The following is a 23,403-nucleotide window of genomic DNA, read 5'->3' as shown; positions in this document are numbered from 1 at the left end:
AACCGACTTCCATTGCACTCCCTTCTTGTCTGTTTGATTTGGTATACTAAGTAAAGCCAGAAATCGAAACGAAACAGGAGGTTTTTTTGTGCTGCTATTACCTTCACTTGCCCAAAAAATTATGTACGAAGTGAAAACATTACTAGATGAAGATATTATCATCGTAAATACAGATGGGTCAATTGTGGCAAGCACAGACGAAAATCGTGTCGGTGCTTTTCACGAAGGTGCCCTTCTTAGTATAAAAGAACGACGAACAGTTGTCATCACCAAAGCGGATACAAATGTGATGAAAGGTGTAAAGCCTGGCGTGAACCTCCCTATTTTTTTCTCACAAGACATTATTGGTGTAATTGGTATTACAGGTAACCCCGATCAAATTTTACCGTATGGACAATTGTTGCGAAAAATGACCGAGTTACTCATTCAAGATAATTATTATGCTGAACAAATGGAATGGCGCTCACGCATGCTTGAAGCATTTGTATTTGATTGGCTTCACTTAAAAGATTGGACATCTGCTTTTCGTGAACGTGCACGCCTTTTGCATATGAACCTTGAAGCAAATCGACAAATTCTTTTGCTTTTCTTTCATGAAGAACATGCAATGAAGCGAGACATTTGGCAGCTTCATCACTTTTTAAGTGAAGAAGATGTTCTCATTCGTTGGGGAAACGATCGTCTCCTCATTGCGCAAGCTGTAAATGAATATGTAACAACTGAAACCACTCTGCAAAAAGTGAACAAGCTAAAATCATTTATTGAAGATACATGGCAACTTACTGTTTCGGTTGGTGCCGGTCAACCTATTTCAAGTGACAACCTCTTACAGTCGTATGAACAAGCAGAGCGCGCGTTAACCGTAGCAATGAAGCACGATACGATTGTATTTGATGAAGATTTACGCCTTGAAATGTGTTTAAAAGACATTTCTCTAGAAACGAGGAAAGATTTCGTGACACGTGTGCTCGGTTCCGTTGCAAAAGATGACGAGCTTCTTTCCACTTTTCATACTTACTTTCACGAAAACATGTCATTAAAAGCAACGGCTGAAGCACTTCATATTCATATTAATACGCTTCATTACCGCATCAAAAAGCTAGAGCAGGCCACTAAGCTTAACTTAAAAGTTTCTTCTGACGTTGTGAGCTTATATTTGGCGCTTCAATTTTTAGAGGAACATCCAAAAAGTTAATAAAAGAAGAGATATTTTTTAGATATTCATCTATAGATATCTCTTCTTTTCTTTTTTATGATGAACAAAAGAGATCAGTTAAACGGTTTCATCATGATAAAAAAGGATGCGATAACGATGATTACATCAGAAATCAAACAACAATTTATCCATATTGTAGGTCTAGAAAACTATGACGACTCCAAAGTGGGCCGACTCGTTTATTCATATGATGCAACACCTCAATTTCAATCAATGCCAGATGCCGTGATTGCACCGCGAAACACAAAAGAAGTAGCAGACATTGTGAAAATCTGTAACGAACATCAGATTCCCATTGTTCCACGTGGATCAGGAACAAACCTTTGTGCAGGAACGTGTCCAACAGAAGGTGGTCTTGTCATTCTTTTTAAACATATGAACAAGATTCTAGAAATCGATGAAGAGAATTTGACTGTCACGGTACAACCGGGTGTGATTACGCTCGACATGATTCATGCGGTAGAAGAAAAAGGATTATTTTACCCACCAGACCCTAGCTCGATGAAAATCTCAACAATCGGTGGCAACATTAATGAAAACTCAGGCGGATTGCGTGGTCTAAAGTATGGAGTGACACGTGATTACGTCATGGCGCTAGAAGCTGTTATGCCAAATGGTGATATCATTCGCACAGGTGGGAAACTCGCAAAAGACGTAGCAGGTTATGATTTAACTCGTTTATTTGTTGGATCAGAAGGAACGCTTTGTATCATTACGGAAGCAACATTAAAGCTTGTACCGATGCCAGAAACAAAGAAAACAATTTTAGCTCTTTATCAAGATTTAGAAGCAGCAGCTCGTTCAGTCTCAAAAATCATCTCAAACAAAATCATTCCAACAACGCTTGAATTTTTAGATCAGCCAACACTTCAAGTGGTCGAAGATTTTGTAAAGATTGGATTACCAACAAACGTGAAAGCTGTTTTATTAATTGAACAAGATGGTCCTCAAGAAGTCGTCGATCGTGATATTCAGAAAATAGCTGAAGTATGTACGTCTGAACAAGCTGTATCCGTTCAAGTTGCAGAATCAGAACAACAAGCCGATGCACTTCGCACAGCACGTCGTTCGGCTTTATCTGCACTCGCTCGCTTAAAGCCAACGACCATTCTAGAAGATGCAACGGTTCCTCGTTCTGAAATTGCCAAGATGGTTACAGCGATCAATGATATTGCTGAGGAATACAACGTGAAGATTTGTACATTCGGTCACGCTGGAGATGGAAACCTTCACCCAACTTGCCCAACCGATTCACGTGATCACGATGAAATCGAGCGCGTCGAGCAAGCGTTTGCTTCGATTTTTGAAAAAGCAATTGAACTTGGTGGGACGATTACTGGTGAACATGGAGTTGGAGAGATGAAAGCTCCTTACCTCGAGTTGAAGCTTGGGGCAGAAGGAATTGCTGCAATGAAGACGTTAAAGCAAGCATTTGATCCAAATAATATTATGAATCCTGGTAAAATTTTCGCTAAAGATGAGCGTAAACGTGTGGTGGTGACAAAATGACAACAGTAAAAGAACGTGAAGTCATCCAAGAGAAATTTAAAGAACAAATGAATGAAGATGAACTCCTTAACTGTATGCGCTGTGGCTTTTGCTTACCATCTTGTCCGACTTATATTGAGTCAGGGTATCAAGAGTCTCATTCTCCTCGCGGTCGTATTGCTTTAATGAAAGCCGTTGTCGACGGTGTCATTGAACCAGATGAAGATGTAGAACGCTCACTTGAATTATGTCTTGGTTGTCGTGCGTGTGAACCGGTTTGTCCGTCAGGCGTTAAGTACGGCCATTTACTTGAAGAAGCGCGCGATATTATTAACCAAAATAAAAAGCACTCACTACCTGTTCGTGCCGTTCGTAATGTCGTGTTTAAAGGAATGTTCCAACACCAAAACCGCATGCGTGCAGCCACAAGTTTATTAGGTGTATATCAACGTTCTGGGCTGCAAAAGATTGTTCGTAAAACTGGCGTGTTGAACGTATTACCTGACCATTTAGCGACAATGGAGAAAATATTGCCCACTGTTCCAACACTAAAAGAAATGAAAAATCGCCCTACGTCTTTACAAGCGCATGGTACACAAAAAAAGCGTGTCGCCTTCTTTTCTGGATGCTTAATGGACACGATGTTTATGGGGACAAATGATGCAACGATGAAGCTTCTTCAATTGGCTGGTTGTGACATTGTCATTCCCAAAACACAAGCATGCTGCGGTGCTCTTCATGGACACAGTGGTGAAAAAGCACAAGCAAAGGAACTCGCCAAGCGTAACATTGAAGCGTTCGAAAACGACAACGTAGATTACATCATTACAAACGCAGGTGGCTGTGGTGGATTTTTAATTGATTACGATCATTTGTTAAAAGATGATCTACAATGGGCAGACCGTGCGAAAGCCTTTGTCGCAAAGTTAAAAGATATTTCAAGTATTTTAGTTGAACTTGATTTTCATAAACAACCTTTACAATTACCAAATCAAGTCATTACGTATCAAGATTCTTGTCATTTACGTAATGTGATGCGAACATCCGGTGAACCTCGTCAGCTTCTTCATGCGATTGAAGGCGTGCAGTTTACGGAAATGAAAGATGCCGATCGTTGCTGCGGTTCAGCAGGTATCTACAACATTATTGAATCAGACATGTCGATGCAAATTTTAGATCATAAAATGGAGCAAGCAAAAGCGACACAAGCGACAACCATTGCGACTGCAAACCCTGGATGTCTGCTTCAAATGAAGCTTGGGATTGAGCGTGAAGGAGTAAGCGATAAAATGCGCGCTGTTCATATTGTTGATTTACTCATTGAAGCGTATGAATACGGTCAAAAGCAAACAAACCAAAAAACAATGTAAAAACATCCCTCTTGTCTACACTTTAGCCAAGAGGTTTTTTCATTGAGATTGATAAAGGTTCATATCTGGATGATTTCCCTTTGTGATTACATCACGCAGTATTTCTTGCTAACAGAATACTATATACCATACATGTGTATACTCCTTCCTGTTTTTCATTTAGTGTCTAACAATCATTGAAAATTTACATACAAAAAAGAGAAGAGCCAATTGCAATTGACCCTTCTCTTTACACATTCTTATTTAGAGCGTTTCTCTAACCAGTCACCAATCGTTGGATACGTTTCATTCACGGCTTTTGGACCGAATACAACAGAAACGTGACCTGTTTGAAGAAGTTTATACTCTTTATCTTTACTTGAAATTACATCCATCAATGCTTCTACTTGATGTGGCATGGCGATGTGGTCTCGGCTTGCTGCGATGTTTAACACGTTCGCTTTAATATTGGCAAGGTCCACTTTTTTACCACGCACTTCTAACTCACCATTGATAAGTTTGTTTTGCTGATAAAACTCGCGAATCCATTGGCGATAAGACTCACCCGGAAACGGAATGCCATCTGCGACCCACTTTTGCATGAGCTTCCAACTTTCAACGAAGCGTTGATTTTCCGAACGATCTACAAGTGTCACATATGGACCGTAAAAGTTCGTAATTGGCTTTAACATTTTGTTACCAAAGTCAATCATTTCAGGCGGGATGTTTCCTAACACATCTACCGCTTTATCAAGGTTAAAGTAACGCTCATCTAAGAAATGGCCATACAACCCTGTCTCTGAGAAATCAAATGGACTTGTCATGAAGATTAAATTTTTCAAAGGAATGTCTTCATTTAACGATGCAAAAATAGATGTCATCGTTCCACCCATACAATAACCTAGTACAGAGATATCAGAGGCACCAGACGTGCGCAACACTTTTTTCGCGGCTTTTGGAATGTAGTCTACAACATAATCCTCAAGCTTCATGTGACTATCTTCCAATCCAGGAGTTCCCCAATCAAGAAGATACACATCAAAACCACGATTCACAAGGTACTCCACGAGGCTATTGCCTGGTGTTAAGTCTAAAATGTAAGGCTTGTTGATCATCGCATACACCATTAAGATTGGTGTTTTATGAAGCTTTTCTTGTGTTGGTGTGTAACGATAAAGCTTTGATTTATTCTTTTTCCAAATAACCTCTTTTGGAGTTAAGCCTACTTCTGGTTCTGGTTCTGTTGCGACAATTTCAAATGCGCGTTTAAAACGATTCACTTGGCTTTTATACTCATTTGGCATGGATTTAATGTACTTTTCCCATTCCGTTAGATACGCCGTCATCATGAATTTACACAACCTTTCTACAGTATGTTGTGAATACTTAATTTTCGTTTCCATGACTTCCCACCGATGTAATAACTGTTTAGCCCCGACAAATGTCAGGGCTAGACAGTTTTATATTTGCCGAAGGGGCAATTACATGTACAGACCGCCGTTAATGTTTAATTGTTGACCTGTAATATATGCACCATCTTGACATAAGAATACAACGCCGCGTGCAATTTCTTCCGCTTGACCGAAGCGACGAGTTGGAATTTTTGAAACGATTTGCTCACGAATGTCTTCTGGAATTGCCAGAACCATTTCTGTTTCAATGAAACCAGGGCAAATCGCGTTTACTGTTACCCCTGTACGAGCAAGCTCTAATGCTAATGATTTTGTAAAGCCTAGCATACCTGCTTTTGCAGCTGAATAGTTTGTTTGACCGAAACCACCAGCTTGACCAATAATAGAAGAGATATTAATAATGCGGCCAGCTTCAGATGCTTGAAGATATGTAAGCGCAGCAGATGTTGTATTGTATACGCTATGTAAATTGACATCAATTACTTTTTTCCAATCTTCTTCACCTAATTTTTTGAACGAACGATCGCGTGTAATACCAGCATTATTAACTAAAATATCAACTTGGCCAAATGCTTCCTTCGTTGCTTCAATTAGATTCTTTGCTTGATCAGAATACGAAACGTCAGCTTGAACAGCAATTGCGTCGCCGCCGTTTTCTTTAATTTCGTTTACTAATGCTTCTGCAGATTCTTTACTGCTGTTGTAGTTTACCGCTACTTTTACCCCTTGAGAAGCAAGCTCTTTTGTAATCGCTGCTCCAATCCCTTTTGAACCACCTGTTACGATTGCTACTTTGTCTTTTAATGAAATCATCCTTCATATCCCCCTTGCTTCAGCTATAAGTTTTGTATATTGCATAATGAAAATAAAAGCAGTAGTTGGTGCTCTTTCCCCTTACAAACAAAAATTATTTACTAACTTCTTGTTTGCTTTTTTCTTTTTGAGGTGCTGTTGATTGATCGAGTAACTCCATTTGTTGTTCTAAAAGTTGCGTTTGAAGCTTTTCACTCTGTTGTTGAAGTTGCTGTTGAAGCTTTTCTTGAAGTGTTTCTTGAAGCTGGCTTTGACCTTCAAGCGCCGCTAACACTCGATCTAACTTTTTATCTAGCGCTTTCATGTCGGTTTTTACTTTACTTAACTCACGTTTTAATGCTGCATTGTTTTCTTGATTTGTCTCGAAATCGTCAAAGCGCTCTTCAAGCCCTTCAATTTTTTCTTCGACATTAATCACTAACGACGCAACATTTGCAACATCATCCTTTGTCGGGATGTTTGTTTGCTCGAAGTAACGACCTGTTACCTCATTAACGGCTTGCTGATACTGAAGATTCATATTCAACACGTTCCCCAATAGTTGAGAGAACTCATCGCGTTGAATGTTTTCACCGATCACCTTGCCCCAATAAGATTCCGTCTTGTCATATACTTCTTTCCAAGCTAAAAATGGGTCAAATACTTTTTGTTGATCCACTGTTCCATCTCCTTTCCCGTTGTATTAAAAGTGATGGTTCTTCTCTTAACCTCATCGGTCACCCGATTAGATTAAAAGCAGCAAACAATTTTTCGTTTGCTCATTCACAAACATACCGGCATTCATCAGCATATTTTTACGTGAATATGAAAATTTTTACTTTCTTGCTTATCTTTATTATAAATTGCTTTCTTTCAATAGACAATTCTAAATTTTTGATAGATTTTGATATCTTTTGACGATTCCTGTCGAAATAACAAAAATCGTCCCTTTAACCTAGAAGACTTTAGGTGTTCTTGTTGAAAAGTAAGTTTCTCACCAACGACCGTTTTACCGCACCGTGTTTCTCCTTCTAAGAATCTTTAAAGAATTACATTGATTAATAAGGTGGGGGTCTTCTCGACTGAAATGATAAAGGAAGGGAATACTCTTTTCTAACTTCCCCAAGCAGAAAAGGGTTGTCAACGAAAACACGCAACGCACACCCGACAGAAAGCAAGCATCCTAGAGTGTAAATCAACAAACTTATTCGAAGAAAGAGGAAGAAAAACCTATTTTTCGTTAACCATCCATATATTGGTTGACATTTTTATCAGATAGGTGTAAATTACACATAGGTACACATTACTTATTATTTTGAATAGGGGTGATCCCTTGTCTATGAATGACAAAGATAAAAACTCCACTACATCCAACTTAGAAAAAGCGATAAGTGGTACTCCTAAAAACTTTATGATTCCTTTTTTGCTCTTGAGCTTACGAGGTTGGAACTTACACGGTTATAAGCTCATTCAACAATTGATGAACTATGGATTTACATCGGTTGATCAAGGAAATGTTTATCGCACATTACGACAACTAGAAAAAGATAACTTAATTAAATCTGAATGGGATACCTCATCAGATGGTCCAGCTCGTCGCATTTATTCACTAACTGATGCGGGAGAGCAATATTTACAATTATGGGCGAACTCACTTGAACAATATCAAAGTATGCTTAATTCATTTTTTAAAATTTACACCGATATGTTTTTCCCTTTTACCTCTTCTTCAACCACAGATAAAGAAAAAGAGACTGAAGAAAAACAATAAAGGGACTCACACAGCAAAATATTGTTGTGTTTCCACATAAAACTATAAACTAGCGAACTAGAAGGAATGTTCACGACAGTGTAAGCACCTTAGAAATTATCATCCGCAAAATGTTCCATATACCTCTTTGTTTTGTTACAACCATTTGTTCGTAAAACTTATTTCTAGGGAGGAAATTATGATGACAACAGTTAAGTATGATACGTTAGTAGATGCAGTTTGGGAGCAATGGTCAAAAGGCTTACACACACTTTTAGAAGGCAACAAGCAAGTGGAACAATGGACGCTACAAGCGATTCAACAACAAAATGAATTCGTAACAAAATCAATTGAACAACTTCAAGAAGTGGATAAACAATGGAAGCACGAGTTAGAAGAATTACATTCTAAAACAGTAGATGGATTACGCAAAACAGCTGGAAGTGCTGTAGCAGATTCATATGAAGATTGGTCAAACCGTACACATGACGTGTTACACCGCCTTCAACAATTATCAGTTGATCAAAGTAAAAATAGCTACAGTTTCGTGCAACAAGCACAAAGTCAATATCAACAAGTTGTCTCTCAATTAGTTGAAGAGCAGAAGAAATCTCGTGAAGAGCTTCAACAAGTATCTGAAGCTTACATGGAGCAATTAAAATCACTTCAAAAGTCATTTTTACAATCAGTCGAACAATATTCGCTTGTTAAATAAGGTTGAATACATGCCGCGTTTCCTATAAAGGAGCGCGGCTTTTCGATGCGTCTCCTTCTTCCCTCCTGTAAACTGGTTGCCTTTCAAACCATTACCAGCATGAAAAAGAGTGAATAAGAGAAGATAGTAATACAACGAGAATCTCGTTGATGCTATGAAAAGGAGATGACTATAATGGCTAGAACAAACAAACTACTTGTTCCTGGTGTTGAACAATTTTTAGATCAATATAAATATGAAATCGCTCAAGAATTTGGTGTAACATTAGGTTCTGACACAGTGGCTCGCAGCAACGGTTCTGTTGGTGGCGAAATGACGAAACGTCTTGTTCAACAAGCACAAGCTCATTTAAGCGGTAACAAATAAAACTTTATAACATGGCAAAAAAGGACGCTCTCACATGGAGCGTCCTTTCTATTCTTCTGATAATTCTTTTTGCTTCGTTGACGACGAATGGTTTTGTTTTGCATGCGGTGGTGGACCTTTTTGCTTTTCTTCGTTCGATTTCGCGTGTGCTGATGGGCCACCTTTTGACTTTTCTTCGTTTGGTCTTGCGTGTGCTGGCGGACCTTTTGGTTTATCTTCGTTCGGTCTTGCGTGTACCGGCGGATTTTTTGGTTTGTCTTCATTCGGTCTTGCGTGTGCTGGCGGATTTTTTGGTTTGTCTTCGTTCGGTCTTGCGTGTGCTGGCGGACCTTTTGGTTTGTCTTCGTTCGGTCTTGCGTGTGCTGGCGGACCTTTTGGTTGGCCTTCATTCGGTCTTGCGTGTGCCGGCGGACCTTTTGATTTGTCTTCGTTCGGTCTTGCGTGTGCTGGCGGATTTTTTGATTTGTCTTCGTTCGGTCTTGCGTATGCTGGCGAACTACCGTTTAACTTGTCTTCTTTTGCCTCTTTAGAAAAATCGTGCTGAGCGTCTTGTTTCGTTGACTTTGATGATGAAGTCTCTGACTTGTCTTCTCTTTGAGAGGAAGGAGCTAGGTTATCTGTTTCTTTTATCTGTTTCTCTCTTATAACGGCCCCTGTCGATACACCTCGTGTCATCGCTTCTTCTCTTGTCACTGTTGATGTACGAACTGTTTCAAACGTGTATGACTTCCACTCATTTTGAATTTGTTGAATGTCGGTTGATAAGCGCTTTTCGTAACTTTTTTCTTTTTTCTTCACAACCGTCGTAATTAATACTTCGTTCGTTTCCTTTAAATACCCCTGCTTCTTACTAGCGTTTAATAAGGCTGTTGTCACATCGTGAACGGATTGATGTTCCCATGAGGAAAGTGTCTTAATCAGCTTTTCTCCCTCTTCGTTAAATGCTTTTAAATCGACAACTTCATAGTCACGATTCACACCTAACTCTAAGCTTGGGTTAATATCAATCGACATGTACGCGTACACTTGCTGTTGCATGTAATAAGGAACTAAAAAGAGCAACACCATTGCAACAGCTAACGTACTGACAAAGAGCGGCTTCCATGTTTTACGTTTAGAAGTGAATCGAGTTGCTTCTACCGTCTCCACACGAAAGGGAAAGAAAGACATTTCCTGTCCGATTTCATACTGTCTGTTTTCCGTTCTTGTTTTGACAAACTCACCTTCAGGGGTCAACATTGTGACATAATCGTCTGTTACTTCCATGACAATTCCCTTTTTCAAGAATTGAGCACCCCTTTTAAGTAATCTTTCAAATATACGTAATCCCCTGTTAACACAATGACAATCGCAATTATATACTTACGATTTCGCTCAATGGTTTTTCGACTAACTGAAACGTTCTTTTCAACGAGGCGAATAGGAAGCTGCTTCTTTTTAAACAACTTTGCTTTTATCTCTTCATGTTCAGCGATAAATGTAGCCACTTGAATCGCATTAATTCGAGCATCTGCATGTTTAGGTGATTGTTCGACGATTTCATGAAAAGAAAGATCAAACGTCTCGAGCATTGATTGAAAATGAAGGATTTCATCTCTGCGTATTTCTTGTTCAATCTTTTTAATATGCTCGTGAAGAGATAAATTTGCTTCTAGCTTTGTTTGCGCAAATTCTTCTTCTTCCTCTTCATATCCATGTAAATGAAACGTTTGAAGGCGAGCTTCTTTTCGGATGTGATCAATCACACGACGCTTAATAATCACCTCAGCAAATGAAAGAAGAGAGCTTCCTTTTTCTTTCGTATATTTTTCAATGGCTTCGTTAAAAGCGATGAGACCAATGCTAAATTCGTCGTCTGACTCTTCAATATATCTTTTACAAACACTTGAAACAGCTTTCGCAATAAACGGCTTATATTGTTCAATTAAATCATTTTGAAGCTGTGTATCTCCTTTTTGAACTTGTACAGCCATCTCTTCAAGTGTCCGTTGGCGACCGAACTTAAAGAGTATGTTAAGCAATGGTTTCACCTCTTTTATCTCTATAATTATTCGTTTTTAGATGTTTATTTTTGGGTGTTTGTTCATAAATAAATAGCCGCCTTTTTAGGCGACTATTTATTATAACGTAAATGAAGTAAAATTGACCACTTATTCATATATTTCAAATCTATCTTTTGTTTAACAAATTTTACAACTTATTCATTTTCTACTTTTTTCATCATTTCTTCTGCATCTTTTTCAACATCTGTTGGTGCTTCTTTTTTCTTCGATAAGAACCAGCCACCAGCAGCTATTGACACTAACACAATCCAGAAGAAAATTTTCCACAGTTTTGACTCTGGGAAATGCTCGTCAATAATCGCAAGCTCTGGGTGAGCAAGTGTGTACACAGCTAATTTTACCCCAACCCAACCTACAATTAAAAATGCCGCTGTTTCAAGACCTGGACGTTCATTCAACAACTTCACAAACCATGTTGCGGCGAAACGCATAATGATTAATCCAATTAATCCACCAGCGAAAATGACTAAAAATTGTCCCCCATCTAACCCACCGATTTTCGGTAACGGTGTATTCGGTAATGTCACCGCTAATGCAACCGCTGCTAAAATGGAGTCTACTGCAAAGGCAATGTCTGCTAACTCAACTTTAATAACAGTTGGCCAAAAGCCTGAACCTTTTTTGTCTTTGTCTTTTACTTCTTCGTGTTCGTCTTTCTTTATATAACGTTTTACAAGATGATTAATTGCAATAAACAGTAAATAGATAGCTCCGATGGCTTGAACTTGCCATACATCGACTAAGAATGAAATCGCAAAGAGTGATCCAAAGCGGAACACAAACGCCCCTGCTAATCCATAAAATAACGCTTTTTTACGTTGTTCATCCGGCAAGTGTTTCACCATGATAGCCATAACAAGTGCATTATCTGCTGCTAAAATCCCCTCAAGGGCAATGAGTACAAGAAGTACCCACCCATACTCTAATAACAATGCTGCATCCATTTTTCTTGCTCCTCTCTTTTCTCTCTCTGTAGTATTCTTTTTCCCCTTTTCGACAAAGAAAACACAAAAAGACCTTTGCCAAAAATGGCAAAGGTCTTGCTAAGCATACACGTATGCCAACAAAGCCGATGGATCTTCATCCACGTAATGACGACTTTGTTTCAGGTTTCCCTGACGCTACTCCCCTTTACTTTGAGAGAAAGTTCGTATTTATTTGTTATTAGTTTATAAAGAATACCGTAACTTGTCAATTGATTTTTTCTGATACTTTACTATATGTACACAATTGAGACAATAGACCAATTATTGAACATTTAAAATTAACTCGTTTAATCGCTTTTGAATGTCTTGGATTTTTAATTTTGAAATATGCGCATACTGATCATGATCTAAAAAATAAGCAAAATACGTTTCATTCTTTGGTGTGATGTGTGAAATTTTTTGTAAGTTCACAATGTAAGAACGATGCGTTTGATAAAAATAATGAGGATCTAGATACTTATACAAATCACTAATGTTTTCATACGTTTCATACACTTTTGCTTTTGTATAAATCAAACACTTTTTTCCTGATTTCTCAATAAAAATAATTTCTTCAACTGGAATATAATACGTTGAACCGTTAAACTTCACAGGCAACCTTTTTAACGGTTTTTGAGGAGACAGTTGTTCCTCTTTTTTTATGTCAATCGATTGCTTAGCACGATCTAAGGCAATGTACAAACGCGTCTTTTCAATCGGCTTAACAATATAATCAAGTGCAGATAATTCAAAGGCCTTTACCGCAAACTCATCATAACCCGTTATAAAAACAAACTTTAAATCTGGCTTTATTTTTAAGCATTCACCAATTGCATCTAATCCGTTCATTTTAGGCATGTCAATATCCACAAATAAAAGGTGCGGTTGCTTTTCCATCACTTCTTTTATAAGTGCTTCTCCGTCATGACACTTTCCGACGACAGAAAACGGCGATATTTCTTCAATAAAATAATGCACAATTTCAACTGAATCTGGATTATCATCTGCAATGATGACCTTAATTTCACTCAACCTACATTCTCCCCTTTTACTCTTTATCGCAGGAGATAAAGAGATGAACACATTTTCCTTCATAGCAGTTACTATACTTCATTATAGGTGCTAAACATTTCAATTCACCTTTGTTGTCTATTTATTTTAACAAGTTCGACAAAATATACAAGTAGGTACGTGGAATTCGCATAAAAAATTGACATCGTTTCCATATATTTATTACATAATAAGTAAATGTTTCCTTTTAAGACCAAAAGCCCTGATCCTCTACTCAAAAAAGTTTGAATAGAAAGGAAAAGGGCTTTGAACAACCATCTTATTTTGCTTTGTTAAACAACTTGTTTGCAGCTTTTGGGACGTAGAAGTCACCTTTTTGACTTTGAACGACCACACCAGGTAACTTGTATTCTTTGCCGTTTACAATGATGATGTCTTTGTTCACTGGTAACTGTGCTTTTTTGTTACCTTTCTCTACAACAAGCACTGGGTTCGCTTTGTCTGTTTTATCAATGCTTGTTTTTGCTCCCTTGAACACATCACTTGCTTTTCCAAATAGTTCGTCTGTTAGCTTGTTTAAATCAACACCTAACGCTTTTGCCATGTGCTTAGCAATGTCTGTGTTATCTAAGAAACCTTCCGGACGATTCGGACCGTATGAATACAAGAACATATCTTCACCTGTGTGCCCACCTGTTGTAAACCCGATGTTTGCACGCTCTGCAAGCATTTCAACTAATGCTGTTCCAATTGCTTTTTCGTCTTTTGCTGCATCTAATTTTGCTTGTTCTTGTTCAGATAAGTCTTTTAATCCATATAGTGCTGCCACTTCTTCTTTGTTTGATAAGTCATCGTTTAACTTACTTAACGCACCTTCAACCGTCATTTTTGCTTCTTTTAATGGATCAATGTAGTTAGATACTGGTGTTGTATCATACCCTTTTGTTGTGTTTTTGTTTCCAATTGAAATCCCGCTGTTTCCGTGGTCAGATACGGCGATAACCATTGTGTTACCGTCTTTTTTCGCGAACTCTAACGCTTCACCTAATGCTTCGTCAAACGCTAATACGTCACTGACCATCCCGATTGTATCATTGCTATGAGCAGCCCAGTCCGGCTTACTTCCTTCTACAAATAAGAAGAAACCGTCTTTATCTTTTGATAATGTATCCACTGCTTTTCCAGTCATGTCTGCTAATGTAGGCTCTTCTGGACGCGTTTGCTCACGGTCCATGTCATACGCTAACGCTGTATTTGAGAATGAACCCCAAATTTTGTCTGACGTCGAGTTTAATAAATCGTCTCTTGTTTCAACGAAATCGTAACCACGCTCATCTAGAACATCAACTAAATTTTCACCGTCTTTACGACTCTTCTTTCCTTCACCTGGCGCTAAAGAATCTTTTCCGCCACCAAGAATGACGTCCATGTTTTGGTACACTTGTTGTTCACCGATCACTTCGAAATTGTCACGATCATGGTGGTGAGAAGAAAATCCTGCTGGTGTCGCATGCTGAATTTCAGAAGTGGAAATGATTCCTGTTGCACGACCCGTTTGTTGCGCTCCTTCTAATACGTTTGCAACGGGGCGGAATTGATCTTCTTCTTTAACTGGCTCAACACCTGGTGTCGTCACTGTTGATGGAAGTACACCGACATACCCTGAATTTGATTTGTTTCCTGTGGCTAGTGCCGTTGAAGCTGGTGCTGAGTCTGTAATCGCAGATTCTGCTGAATAAGTCGTCACTCCTCCTGCTACAAGCTTGTCCATGTTTAGTGGCTCACCTTTGTACCATCTTGCTAGCGTTGTGGCACTAGAGCTTGTTCCGTCCATAACCATCATGATGACGTTTTTTGCTTCTTCTTGTTTGACCGTCTTTCCTTCATTTTTCGCTTCTGTTTTTGGTGAATATTGGCTAAATCCGAATGACCCGAGCGCCACTGCACTCGCAAGTGTTACTCCTAATACTTTTTTTGAAACAGGCTTCACTAACTTCCCCTCCGTCATAATGATGTTTGATTAACATGTTTAACAGTATCAAAGAGGTGTAAAGAACATTTTTCACAGATTTAAAGCCTATGTAAAGATTTATTACAATTTCTTTTCACGGCAAAGTTTCGCATAAAAAGGTAATGCATGAACAAACTACCAATAACGAACGAGGAGCGTGAATGACTCACCTCACTATTCGGCTGCATAAGGGAGTATGTACATCATGTTTAAAAATCTATTTAAACGCGGACGATCAGATAAACAACCTGAAAAGAAGTCAATGAATGAAATGATTGAGCAATTTAAAAAGTCGAGTGATTTTATGACACTCGCGATTGGGGCGCAACATAAAAAGTTCGCAATTACTTATTTCAAACAACTCATTAACGTCAACAGCGTGGAACAGAAGATCATTTTGCCGCTCCAAAAACTAGATTTCGTGTTAAACGATTTAAATGATATTGAAAACGTCATGCCAATTGAAGACATCTCTATTACGACTGATACGCAAATTATTGAAGAAAAGCTTCTACGTGGGTATGTCATGTTTCAATTGCATACCGATGACAAAAAAGTTGCACTTTTAAAGGTCGAAAGCTTAGATACAGGATTTCGAAAAGAAAATGACTCTGAGAATGAATTCAGTGTGGTCGGTCCAAAAGTCGGACTTGTGGAAGATTTAGATGTAAATCTATATTTAATGAGGAAAACGTTAATTTCCAATCGACTCATTTTCAAAGAGTTATCGATTGGCACGGTATCGAAAACACGCGTCATCATTGCTTATATTGAAGGTGTAACCAACCCACAGCATGTTGAAACGCTGACGCAACGAATTGAAGAAGTGGATTTTGATGTCATTTTTGATAGCACGATGCTTGATCAATTGATTTCAGATCATTCTGCTTCTCCGTTTCCATTGTTTTTAACGACCGAGCGAATTGACCGTGTCGTGTTCGCCCTTTTAAACGGACAAGTAGCATTTTTCACAAGTGGCTCCCCGTATGCTGTCACAGGGCCATCTACGTTACTTGATTTCTTTATTTCACCAGAGGATTATTACTTACCTTGGGTGCTTGGATCGTTTTTCCGTCTTATTCGAATGTTTGGGGTGTTCTTTTCAATTTTTGCGACACCACTCTATGTCGCAATCGTTACCTATCACTATGAAATGCTTCCAAAGGATTTATTAGGGCCCATTATTTTCTCGCGCACCAACGTCCCGTTTCCACCAGTTGTGGAAGTATTATTTTTAGAGATTACCATTGAATTGCTTCGTGAAGCAGGAGCACGGTTACCAACCAAAGTTGGACAAACACTTGGGATTGTTGGTGGGATTGTTATTGGACAAGCGACTGTAGAGGCATCATTGACTAGTAACATCTTATTAATTATCGTCTCGTTAACAGCACTCGCGTCCTTCACGACTCCTATTTTTAAAATGTCAAATACCATTCGTTTGCTACGCTTTCCGTTTATTATTTTTGCTTCGCTTTTAGGGTTACCCGGCATTACACTTTGTTTCTGCTTGTTACTCGTTCATTTAATGCGCCTCGAATCACTTGGTACACCGTATCTTGTTCCACTTTATCCGTTTCGTCCAAACGGTTATCGTGATTCATTTTTACGTTTACCGTACAGTCATACCGCAAAGCGACCAAGCTTTTTACGACCGCTTAAGCGATTGCGTTACGATGAACAAAAAGCGAAAAAGAAGAAAGACCCTGGAATTAATGAAGAATAATCTTTCAACATGTGAGGCATCGTTTGTATGAAAAAATTATGGTTACTTGCTTTTTCTGTTGTACTTGCGACAGGGTGTGCGGACCAAGAAATTATTGATGAAATCCAGATTGTCAATTCGTATGGCCTTGACTTAGAAGAAGATGACAAAATTCGCGGGACAATTTTATATCCATTATTTAAATATGGGCAAACCGAAGAACCTAGTATTATTGCGACAACCGCAGATACCATTTTTGATATTCCTCTTCAATTAAACAATAAGTCATCACTTCCTGTTGCATTCGGGCAGTTACGCAGTGTAGTAATTGGGGAGTCTCTTGCTAAGAAGGGACTAGACGACGTTATTAATACAGTAGCTCGTAATCCCGACTTAGGGCGAACGCTTCAAATGGCAATTGTTCAAGGAGATGCCCATGAAATGCTCAGTTCGGTAACAAAGAAAAAGGTAAGTGATTCACAGTTCATCTCTAGTTTGATTGAACAAAACATTCGAACCGAGAACTTACCTCTTACTAATTTCCAAGTATTTTTATTTGATTTTTTTAGTGATGACCGAGATGCGGTATTGCCAATGCTTAAGCAAGAAAAAGACGCCATTAAACTAACCGGATTAGCCCTTTTTAAAGGCGATAAAGTGATTTCAAAGATTAATATGAAAGAAACCTTTTTGTTTAAGCTTTTATCGTCTGGTTCAAAACATGGACGGTATGTGATGCAAATAAAACGTGACGATCATAAAGGAGAAGTGGTGCTTCAAAACATTCGCGCTCGCACCAACTACGACTTACATCACGAAGATAACAATTCATCTATTACGGTGAACGTGAAGATTGATGCCTTGGTGAAAGAATATCCGTCTTGGGTTGATTTGACCGCTCCTAAAAACGTAAAAATGCTTGAAAAGAAACTGGTGCGTGATATTGAAAAAGAAGGCGAAAAGCTCATTAAAAAGTTTCAAAAGCTAGATATTGATCCCATTTGCTTTACTGATTATGCACGTAGTCGAACACGACATTTTAAGAAACAACAGTTTAAACGTAATTATCCAACGATGGACTTTAACGTCAAAGCAGATGTACAGCTTGTTCAAACAGGCATTAACGAATAAAGGAGGAGAAGACATGCATAACACCATTGATGAAAAATACCAAGTGTCTCCTTCTTTTGTCTTTTTTCTCATTCACTCCGTTCAAATTGGGGTTGGTATTTTAGGCTATCAACGTTATATTATTCGGGGTGCAGGGTACGATGCGTGGATTTCAATTATTTTATCCGGCATTAGCATTTGCATCTTAACGTGGATGTGTTACAACGTGCTAAACCGTGAAAACACAGACTTGATAGCCATTCACAAAGCGTACTTTGGCAAATTCATTGGGAGTATCTTTAATATCATCTTCGCAGTTTACTTTTTCTCTTTTGCCTTTGCCGTTTACCGAACGTACATTGAAGTGCTTCAAGTGTGGATGTTTCCACAACTTGCCACATGGTATATTTCCATTTTCTTTTTAACTCTTGTCTATTACATTGTATCGGGTGGATTTCGTCTCATTACAGGAATTGCTTTCTTTGGTGTCATGCTTCCTCTTCCACTTGTCTTCTCGTTATTGTATCCGCTAAAGTATGCAGAGGTGGATAACCTTTTACCCATTATGAGTCACGGGATCAAAGACTTGTTTGAATCTTGTAAAATTGTCACATTTGAATATTTAGGATTTGAATCCATTCTTATTTACTATCCGTTTATTAAAAATGGAAAGTCGAGTCAAAAGTGGGCGCAAAAAGGGTTGATTTTTAGTATCATTATGTACACGATTGTTGCCATCGTCACGTTTATGTACTTTAGCCAAGATCAGTTGTCACAAACCATTTGGTCCACGTTAACAATGGCGAAAATCATTGAAATTCCATTTAGTCAACGTTTTGAGTATATCGTCATTTCGTTGTGGCTACTCGTTGTTCTACCGGTTATTTGCGTGAATACATGGTGCACCGTTCGAGTGTTTAAACGTCAATTTGGCGGGAAACCTTCCATTTATGTGTTTATAGCGATGATTGCGCTACTTGCTCTAAGTATATATTTTGATAACCGAAAAATGATTGATGCCCTTAATAACAATACATCAAAAATAGGCATGTATATGATTTACTTTTACATTCCGTTTTTATTTGTATACGGACTGCTTCGAGCGAAAATAAAAAAGGCAAGAGAACAGAAATAATGTCTCTCGCCTTTTTGGTTTATCGTTATCGCTCATTCAAAGTGAGCTAAAAATTCGCCGTATCCTTCTTTTTCGAGGTCTTGTTTCGGAATGAAACGAAGAGCAGCTGAATTGATGCAGTAGCGAAGACCGTTTTCACCTGGTCCGTCATCAAACACATGACCTAAGTGAGAGTTTGCATCTTTACTTCTCACTTCTGTGCGCACCATGTTGTGGCTCACATCCATGTTTTCTTTTATTTGTTCTGATTTTAATGGTTTTGTAAACGATGGCCAGCCGCATCCCGCGTCATATTTATCTTTTGAACTAAACAATGGCTCACCTGATACGATATCAACATAAATACCTTCTTCCGTATGATTCCAAAACTCATTGCGAAACGGTGGTTCCGTTGCATCATTTTGTGTCACTTCATATTGAATCGGTGTTAATCGTTCTTTTAACTCTTTATCAAGCTCAAAGTTGCGCCAGTTTTCTTTGATGAACTTTGCACGTCCAGATCCGTTTCGGTACATTGAATAACGAAATGCATTCTTTTTATAGTAATGCTGATGATATTCTTCCGCTTCATAAAATGGCTTGGCTGGCAAGATGGCTGTTACGATTGGATCTTTAAAACGGCCACTTTCCGCAAGCAATTGTTTCGATTGCTCCGCTAATTCTCTTTGTTTGTCGTTATGATAAAAAATCGCCGTGCGGTACGAATCACCACGATCGGCAAATTGACCACCTGCGTCTGTTGGATCAATTTGTTGCCAATATAACTCTAATAACTTTTCATATGGAAACACATCTGGATCAAACGTAATTTGAACCGCTTCATAATGTCCTGTTGTTTCGGAGCACACTTCTTTGTACGTTGGATTTTCCGTGTGGCCACCGGTGTAACCAGACACAACTTTTTCAATGCCTGGTTGCTCGTCAAACGGCTTGACCATGCACCAAAAGCAACCACCAGCAAACGTCGCTAACTCATAATTTGTTGTCATGTCGCTAACCTCCTATAGGCTTTTTCTCTATTATACGCCTCTTGCTTGTTGTAACCAAATTTGATGCTTTTTCAAAAAAAGTGTGCGACACGAAGCCATTAATGCCACATGTCACACACCCCTCTTGTTAAACTACTTCTTCTTTTTTCTCTTCTACTTTTTGACTTGTACGAAGCGGAATTTCTTTAATGAAAAATGTTAATGCCACTCCGATAATAATAATGAAGGCTGCCGTGAAATAAACGCCTGTTAATGCATAGCTTAACGACTCACGAAGCATGTTCACAATCCCGCCGAACGCTTCTTGAAATTGTGGTGGGATTTGTTGTTGAATTTGACCAAGACGATCCGGGTCCATCAATACTTGTGGGTCTAGTCCTTGTAGTTGCTTAGCAAGTTCAGGGTTTTGTGCAAGTTTTCCTGTCTCACCGCTTCCTTGTTCCATTTGCTCATTCATACGCACGTTCATCATTGTTCCCATAATCGCCACTCCAACTGTTCCTCCAATTTGACGGAACAATTGAGACGAAGCGGTTGCAACCCCTAAGAATTGCTGAGATACAGCATTTTGAATAATCAAGGTGAAGACCGGAAAGCTCATTCCAAGACCAAGACCGACTAAAATATTGTTTAAGACAACGATGGTCACCGATGTAGATGGGTCCATTGCAGAAAGGGAGAACATTCCACCAGACATGACCAAAAGACCTGTGATGGCTAACGCTTTGTATTTCCCTGTTTTTGTCATAAATTGACCACCAAGCGTACTAGCTGCTACCATCGATAGCGTCATCGGCATCATAATAAGGCCGGATGCAGTGGCCGATTCACCAATAACCCCTTGAATAAAAAACGGAATGTACATCGCAGCACCAAACATTCCCGCGCCTAAAATAAAGCCGACGATATTTGCTAAGGAGAAAATGTTATTTTTAAATAAATCCAGTGGCAGTACGGGACTTTTCGCTTTCTTTTCAACCACGATAAAAATAGCAAGTGACGCGATGGTTGCGACAAACAAGCCAATGATTTGCCCAGAACCCCAATCGTACTTCGAACCTGCCCATGAAAATGCAAGCAGTAACGGGACGATCGTTGTCGTTAAAAAGAGTGAACCGACATAATCGACTTTCTCACCTGGTTTCTTCTCCACACTCGGAAACAGCGACCAAATTAACACGAAAGCCACAAGCCCAAACGGTAAGAACACCCAAAACACCCAGTGCCAATCCGCGTTATCGACGATCCAGCCGCCTAATGTAGGACCGAATACACTCGCTAACCCAAACACAGACCCCATAATGCCTTGCCACTTTCCGCGCTCACGTGGTGAAAACAAATCGCCGACCGCTGTAAAAGCAGTGGACATAATGAGTCCTCCACCTAGTCCTTGAATCCCACGACACGCAATCAATTGAAACATCGAAGTGGAAAAGCCAGCTAATAACGAGCCGACGGTAAACACACCGATTCCAATTAAAATGAAGGGCTTTCGTCCATAGATGTCTGATAGTTTTCCGACTAAAATGGCAGTAATACTAGATGCTAACATGAACATTGTGAATACCCAGCTAAAATACTCAATCCCACCAAGTTCCGCGATAATACGTGGCAAGGCGGTTCCGACAATTGTTTGGTTTAATGCCGCAAACAACATCGCTGCCATAATTGCAATCATGATGGTAATTTTCTTTTTATGATCCAGATGCTCCATACTGACACTTCCTTCTGTAAATTCATTCACTTAGTGAAACATTTCATTTCGTTCGATCAATCTTTTCAAATAACGTAATAATGATTTTAATTTCTTCATCCGTAAATTGTTGAAATCGTTCAAAGAAGTACTCTTGCTTTTTTTGTTCCATCCGCTCAAACGCCGCTATACCTGCTGTTGTAATGATAATTTCAACGATGCGTCGATCTTGTTCCGACCGCTTTCTCTCGACATAGTCCTTTGAAATCAACACATCTGTCACTGCCGTAATATGACTGGCTGAGACATTTAAGTGCTTCGAGATGTCTGTTACTTTTTGTGGTCCTCCGTCTTTTAACATACGCAATGTCATAAACTCATTCGGTGATAACTCGGCGTTTAACACCTCGTGAATCTCTTGTCGAAGTTGACGGAAAACGTTGCGAAACAACAACTCCATCTCATGAATTAACTCGTGTCTCTTCCCCACTTACTCTCCTTCTTTCTTCTAAATAGTCAAAAATTATTTATTTCACTTTATTAAATAATTAGTAGATAAAACAGTTTTAACAAACAAACAAGCTCTTCGTCAAGAAAAAATTTTTCGTATACCGAAATAATTTCTCTCGCATTTTCCTTATCGTGAGTTTATTGAATCATTTGTATGCGTGTTACGACGGGAAACAAAAAAAGAACAGACCTCATTCAATGAGAATCTGTTCGCTAACTAAAAATACCCGTTAAAAATGTACGCCATTTTGGAGCTGCTTTTTTAGGTTGTGGACTTTCATACTGCTTCAATTTCTCTTGCATCACGTCCATTTTTCCTTCAAGCTTTTTAATCGTGCGTGTGAGCTGCTCAATTTCTGAACGATGTTCTAAAATTTGAAACGTCACCACTTCGCCCGCTTTTTCATCAATGCGTTTTTCGTTTTCTACCATTCGCAGACGTAAATGTTCAAGCTGCTTTTGAACGTCTTGCACGTGTTCATTTTGAACCGGAACGAGCTTCGCTTCATTTTTTTTAATACGTGACGTTAGTTCGTCAATTTGCTTTTGTAGTCGTCTATTTAATTTAGACTCTTCTTCTTTTTCAGCAACAAGCGTCATCATTTCATCAAGTTGTTTTTGCACCTGTTCCATTTGTGTCGTGGTCGCTGCTTCTTCGTACGCTTCATTTCCTTTTACATAGGTCATCACTTCATCGAGTTGTTTTTGCATGGTTGCGAGGTGATCGTCTGAACGCGAAGGGTGTGGCTCTTGCTCAATACGCATCGTTAATTCGTCTAATTGCTGCTGCATTCTTTCCATCTGGCCATTCGATGTGATCTCACGTTGCTTTTCTGGTAAACGAGCAGTTAGCTCATCTAATTGCTTTTGAATCGCGCTTATTTGTTCGTTTGGGATGATTTCTTCTTTTTGAATGACTTTGACAACACTTTGACGCTGGCGGTTTTGTTGAATTTCTTGTAGCTTTTCGACTTCTTTTTCCGTAAATTCACAATGCCCAAATTCATTTTTCTCCGGTTCCATGTCGTGTTGTTTCACCCATTTTAAGACCGTACTTGGATGAACACCTAAAATCTTTGCAACTTCGTTCGTTTTCATCTTCATCCCTCCGCGTGCTTTTCGT

Annotated in this window: 21 protein-coding genes, 1 pseudogene and 1 riboswitch; of the genes and pseudogenes, 9 read left to right on the top strand and 13 right to left on the bottom strand. The window is 39.0% G+C overall.

The features are described from left to right. The first annotated feature begins 88 nt into the window (after positions 1–88). The 3 genes from DIS06_RS02210 to DIS06_RS02200 all read left to right on the top strand — a co-directional run bounded on the left by DIS06_RS02210 (position 89) and on the right by DIS06_RS02200 (position 4,074). Positions 89–1,195 (top strand): CdaR family transcriptional regulator, encoded by a 1,107-nt coding sequence (locus DIS06_RS02210; protein WP_239421787.1) that lies wholly within the window; start codon positions 89–91, stop codon positions 1,193–1,195. Positions 1,196–1,312: 117 nt separating this feature from the next. Then, positions 1,313–2,725 carry a glycolate oxidase subunit GlcD gene (glcD, locus tag DIS06_RS02205; RefSeq protein WP_110111627.1) on the top strand — a complete coding sequence of 471 codons (1,413 nt, stop codon included), beginning with the start codon at positions 1,313–1,315 and terminating at the stop codon, positions 2,723–2,725. Then, positions 2,722–4,074 carry a (Fe-S)-binding protein gene (locus DIS06_RS02200; RefSeq protein WP_110111626.1) on the top strand — a complete coding sequence of 451 codons (1,353 nt, stop codon included), beginning with the start codon at positions 2,722–2,724 and terminating at the stop codon, positions 4,072–4,074. Before glcD ends, DIS06_RS02200 begins: the two co-directional genes overlap by 4 nt. Before the next feature lie 239 nt (positions 4,075–4,313). Here DIS06_RS02200 and phaC read toward each other — a convergent pair whose 3' ends face one another. The 3 genes from phaC to phaR all read right to left on the bottom strand — a co-directional run bounded on the left by phaC (position 4,314) and on the right by phaR (position 6,936). Then, positions 4,314–5,399: a class III poly(R)-hydroxyalkanoic acid synthase subunit PhaC gene (gene phaC / locus DIS06_RS02195; protein WP_162595849.1), complete on the bottom strand. Its 1,086-nt coding sequence runs from the start codon at positions 5,397–5,399 to the stop codon at positions 4,314–4,316. A gap of 135 nt (positions 5,400–5,534) precedes the next feature. Further along, positions 5,535–6,278, bottom strand: coding sequence for an acetoacetyl-CoA reductase (phbB, locus tag DIS06_RS02190; RefSeq protein ID WP_110111625.1), 744 nt, complete (start codon positions 6,276–6,278; stop codon positions 5,535–5,537). A gap of 94 nt (positions 6,279–6,372) precedes the next feature. Then, positions 6,373–6,936 (bottom strand): polyhydroxyalkanoic acid synthase subunit PhaR, encoded by a 564-nt coding sequence (gene phaR / locus DIS06_RS02185; RefSeq protein WP_110111624.1) that lies wholly within the window; start codon positions 6,934–6,936, stop codon positions 6,373–6,375. Between the two features lie 660 nt (positions 6,937–7,596). Here phaR and phaQ point away from each other — a divergent pair. The 3 genes from phaQ to DIS06_RS02170 all read left to right on the top strand — a co-directional run bounded on the left by phaQ (position 7,597) and on the right by DIS06_RS02170 (position 9,088). Next, positions 7,597–8,028 (top strand): poly-beta-hydroxybutyrate-responsive repressor, encoded by a 432-nt coding sequence (gene phaQ, locus DIS06_RS02180; protein WP_110111623.1) that lies wholly within the window; start codon positions 7,597–7,599, stop codon positions 8,026–8,028. Between the two features lie 181 nt (positions 8,029–8,209). Beyond that, entirely contained in the window at positions 8,210–8,722 is a 513-nt protein-coding gene (gene phaP / locus DIS06_RS02175; RefSeq protein WP_110111622.1) for a polyhydroxyalkanoic acid inclusion protein PhaP, read from the top strand. A gap of 174 nt (positions 8,723–8,896) precedes the next feature. Further along, positions 8,897–9,088 carry an alpha/beta-type small acid-soluble spore protein gene (locus tag DIS06_RS02170; RefSeq protein ID WP_110111621.1) on the top strand — a complete coding sequence of 64 codons (192 nt, stop codon included), beginning with the start codon at positions 8,897–8,899 and terminating at the stop codon, positions 9,086–9,088. Positions 9,089–9,136: 48 nt separating this feature from the next. On the opposite strand, the gene DIS06_RS02165 is transcribed toward DIS06_RS02170, so the two are convergent. The 5 genes from DIS06_RS02165 to DIS06_RS02145 all read right to left on the bottom strand — a co-directional run bounded on the left by DIS06_RS02165 (position 9,137) and on the right by DIS06_RS02145 (position 15,135). Then, the gene (locus DIS06_RS02165) at positions 9,137–10,372 is read right to left on the bottom strand and encodes an anti-sigma factor domain-containing protein (protein WP_110111620.1); all 1,236 of its coding nucleotides are present in this window, start codon (positions 10,370–10,372) and stop codon (positions 9,137–9,139) included. Next, complete coding sequence (sigI, locus tag DIS06_RS02160; RefSeq protein WP_110111619.1) at positions 10,369–11,118, bottom strand: RNA polymerase sigma factor SigI; 750 nt, start codon at positions 11,116–11,118, stop codon at positions 10,369–10,371. The genes DIS06_RS02165 and sigI overlap by 4 nt, the downstream gene beginning before the upstream one ends. A gap of 167 nt (positions 11,119–11,285) precedes the next feature. After that, entirely contained in the window at positions 11,286–12,095 is an 810-nt protein-coding gene (locus DIS06_RS02155; protein WP_110111618.1) for a TerC family protein, read from the bottom strand. A 101-nt stretch (positions 12,096–12,196) separates the two neighbouring features. Then, a riboswitch (yybP-ykoY riboswitch) is annotated at positions 12,197–12,293 on the bottom strand. 105 nt (positions 12,294–12,398) lie between these two features. Next, positions 12,399–13,148 carry a LytR/AlgR family response regulator transcription factor gene (locus DIS06_RS02150; RefSeq protein WP_110111617.1) on the bottom strand — a complete coding sequence of 250 codons (750 nt, stop codon included), beginning with the start codon at positions 13,146–13,148 and terminating at the stop codon, positions 12,399–12,401. 298 nt (positions 13,149–13,446) lie between these two features. Continuing rightward, complete coding sequence (locus DIS06_RS02145) at positions 13,447–15,135, bottom strand: alkaline phosphatase (RefSeq protein WP_110111616.1); 1,689 nt, start codon at positions 15,133–15,135, stop codon at positions 13,447–13,449. A 208-nt stretch (positions 15,136–15,343) separates the two neighbouring features. Here DIS06_RS02145 and DIS06_RS02140 point away from each other — a divergent pair, with 208 nt between their 5' ends. The 3 genes from DIS06_RS02140 to DIS06_RS02130 are packed head-to-tail and all read left to right on the top strand — an operon-like array spanning position 15,344 to position 19,088. Beyond that, on the top strand, positions 15,344–16,864 hold the full coding sequence (locus tag DIS06_RS02140; RefSeq protein ID WP_110111615.1) for a spore germination protein: 1,521 nt from the start codon (positions 15,344–15,346) through the stop codon (positions 16,862–16,864). Positions 16,865–16,891: 27 nt separating this feature from the next. Further along, a complete protein-coding gene (locus DIS06_RS02135) occupies positions 16,892–17,974 on the top strand; it encodes a Ger(x)C family spore germination protein (protein ID WP_110111614.1) in 1,083 nt (360 codons plus the stop codon). 13 nt (positions 17,975–17,987) lie between these two features. After that, the gene (locus tag DIS06_RS02130) at positions 17,988–19,088 is read left to right on the top strand and encodes a GerAB/ArcD/ProY family transporter (RefSeq protein WP_110111613.1); all 1,101 of its coding nucleotides are present in this window, start codon (positions 17,988–17,990) and stop codon (positions 19,086–19,088) included. Between the two features lie 32 nt (positions 19,089–19,120). On the opposite strand, the gene msrB is transcribed toward DIS06_RS02130, so the two are convergent. From msrB to DIS06_RS02110, 5 genes and pseudogenes are all read right to left on the bottom strand, one after another. Next, entirely contained in the window at positions 19,121–19,570 is a 450-nt protein-coding gene (gene msrB, locus DIS06_RS20485; RefSeq protein ID WP_275425411.1) for a peptide-methionine (R)-S-oxide reductase MsrB, read from the bottom strand. After that, positions 19,556–20,077: pseudogene (msrA, locus tag DIS06_RS20480) on the bottom strand (peptide-methionine (S)-S-oxide reductase MsrA); the annotation flags it as partial. The gene msrB and the pseudogene msrA, both read right to left, overlap by 15 nt. A gap of 127 nt (positions 20,078–20,204) precedes the next feature. Then, positions 20,205–21,791 carry an MDR family MFS transporter gene (locus DIS06_RS02120; protein ID WP_110111611.1) on the bottom strand — a complete coding sequence of 529 codons (1,587 nt, stop codon included), beginning with the start codon at positions 21,789–21,791 and terminating at the stop codon, positions 20,205–20,207. 43 nt (positions 21,792–21,834) lie between these two features. Next, positions 21,835–22,260, bottom strand: a complete 426-nt coding sequence (locus DIS06_RS02115) for a MarR family winged helix-turn-helix transcriptional regulator (RefSeq protein ID WP_110111610.1) — start codon at positions 22,258–22,260, stop codon at positions 21,835–21,837. A 233-nt stretch (positions 22,261–22,493) separates the two neighbouring features. Further along, positions 22,494–23,378, bottom strand: a complete 885-nt coding sequence (locus tag DIS06_RS02110) for a MerR family transcriptional regulator (RefSeq protein ID WP_162595835.1) — start codon at positions 23,376–23,378, stop codon at positions 22,494–22,496. Positions 23,379–23,403 lie beyond the last annotated feature (25 nt).

Source organism: Bacillus sp. CGMCC 1.16541, assembly GCF_003184905.1.
Lineage (GTDB): Bacteria > Bacillota > Bacilli > Bacillales > Bacillaceae_H > Priestia.
Note: the sequence above shows the minus strand (reverse complement) of the source record. Positions and strands in the feature narration are given on the sequence as shown.

Excerpts from the sequence above, each read along its gene's own strand:
- glcD (WP_110111627.1), top strand. The coding sequence starts at position 1,313 with ATGATTACATCAGAAATCAAACAACAATTTATCCATATTGTAGGTCTA.
- DIS06_RS02200 (WP_110111626.1), top strand. The coding sequence starts at position 2,722 with ATGACAACAGTAAAAGAACGTGAAGTCATCCAAGAGAAATTTAAAGAA.
- phaC (WP_162595849.1), bottom strand. The coding sequence starts at position 5,399 with ATGACGGCGTATCTAACGGAATGGGAAAAGTACATTAAATCCATGCCA.
- phbB (WP_110111625.1), bottom strand. The coding sequence starts at position 6,278 with ATGATTTCATTAAAAGACAAAGTAGCAATCGTAACAGGTGGTTCAAAA.
- phaQ (WP_110111623.1), top strand. The coding sequence starts at position 7,597 with ATGAATGACAAAGATAAAAACTCCACTACATCCAACTTAGAAAAAGCG.
- phaP (WP_110111622.1), top strand. The coding sequence starts at position 8,210 with ATGACAACAGTTAAGTATGATACGTTAGTAGATGCAGTTTGGGAGCAA.
- DIS06_RS02170 (WP_110111621.1), top strand. The coding sequence starts at position 8,897 with ATGGCTAGAACAAACAAACTACTTGTTCCTGGTGTTGAACAATTTTTA.
- DIS06_RS02155 (WP_110111618.1), bottom strand. The coding sequence starts at position 12,095 with ATGGATGCAGCATTGTTATTAGAGTATGGGTGGGTACTTCTTGTACTC.
- DIS06_RS02145 (WP_110111616.1), bottom strand. The coding sequence starts at position 15,135 with ATGACGGAGGGGAAGTTAGTGAAGCCTGTTTCAAAAAAAGTATTAGGA.
- DIS06_RS02140 (WP_110111615.1), top strand. The coding sequence starts at position 15,344 with ATGTTTAAAAATCTATTTAAACGCGGACGATCAGATAAACAACCTGAA.
- DIS06_RS02135 (WP_110111614.1), top strand. The coding sequence starts at position 16,892 with ATGAAAAAATTATGGTTACTTGCTTTTTCTGTTGTACTTGCGACAGGG.
- DIS06_RS02130 (WP_110111613.1), top strand. The coding sequence starts at position 17,988 with ATGCATAACACCATTGATGAAAAATACCAAGTGTCTCCTTCTTTTGTC.
- DIS06_RS02120 (WP_110111611.1), bottom strand. The coding sequence starts at position 21,791 with ATGGAGCATCTGGATCATAAAAAGAAAATTACCATCATGATTGCAATT.
- DIS06_RS02110 (WP_162595835.1), bottom strand. The coding sequence starts at position 23,378 with ATGAAAACGAACGAAGTTGCAAAGATTTTAGGTGTTCATCCAAGTACG.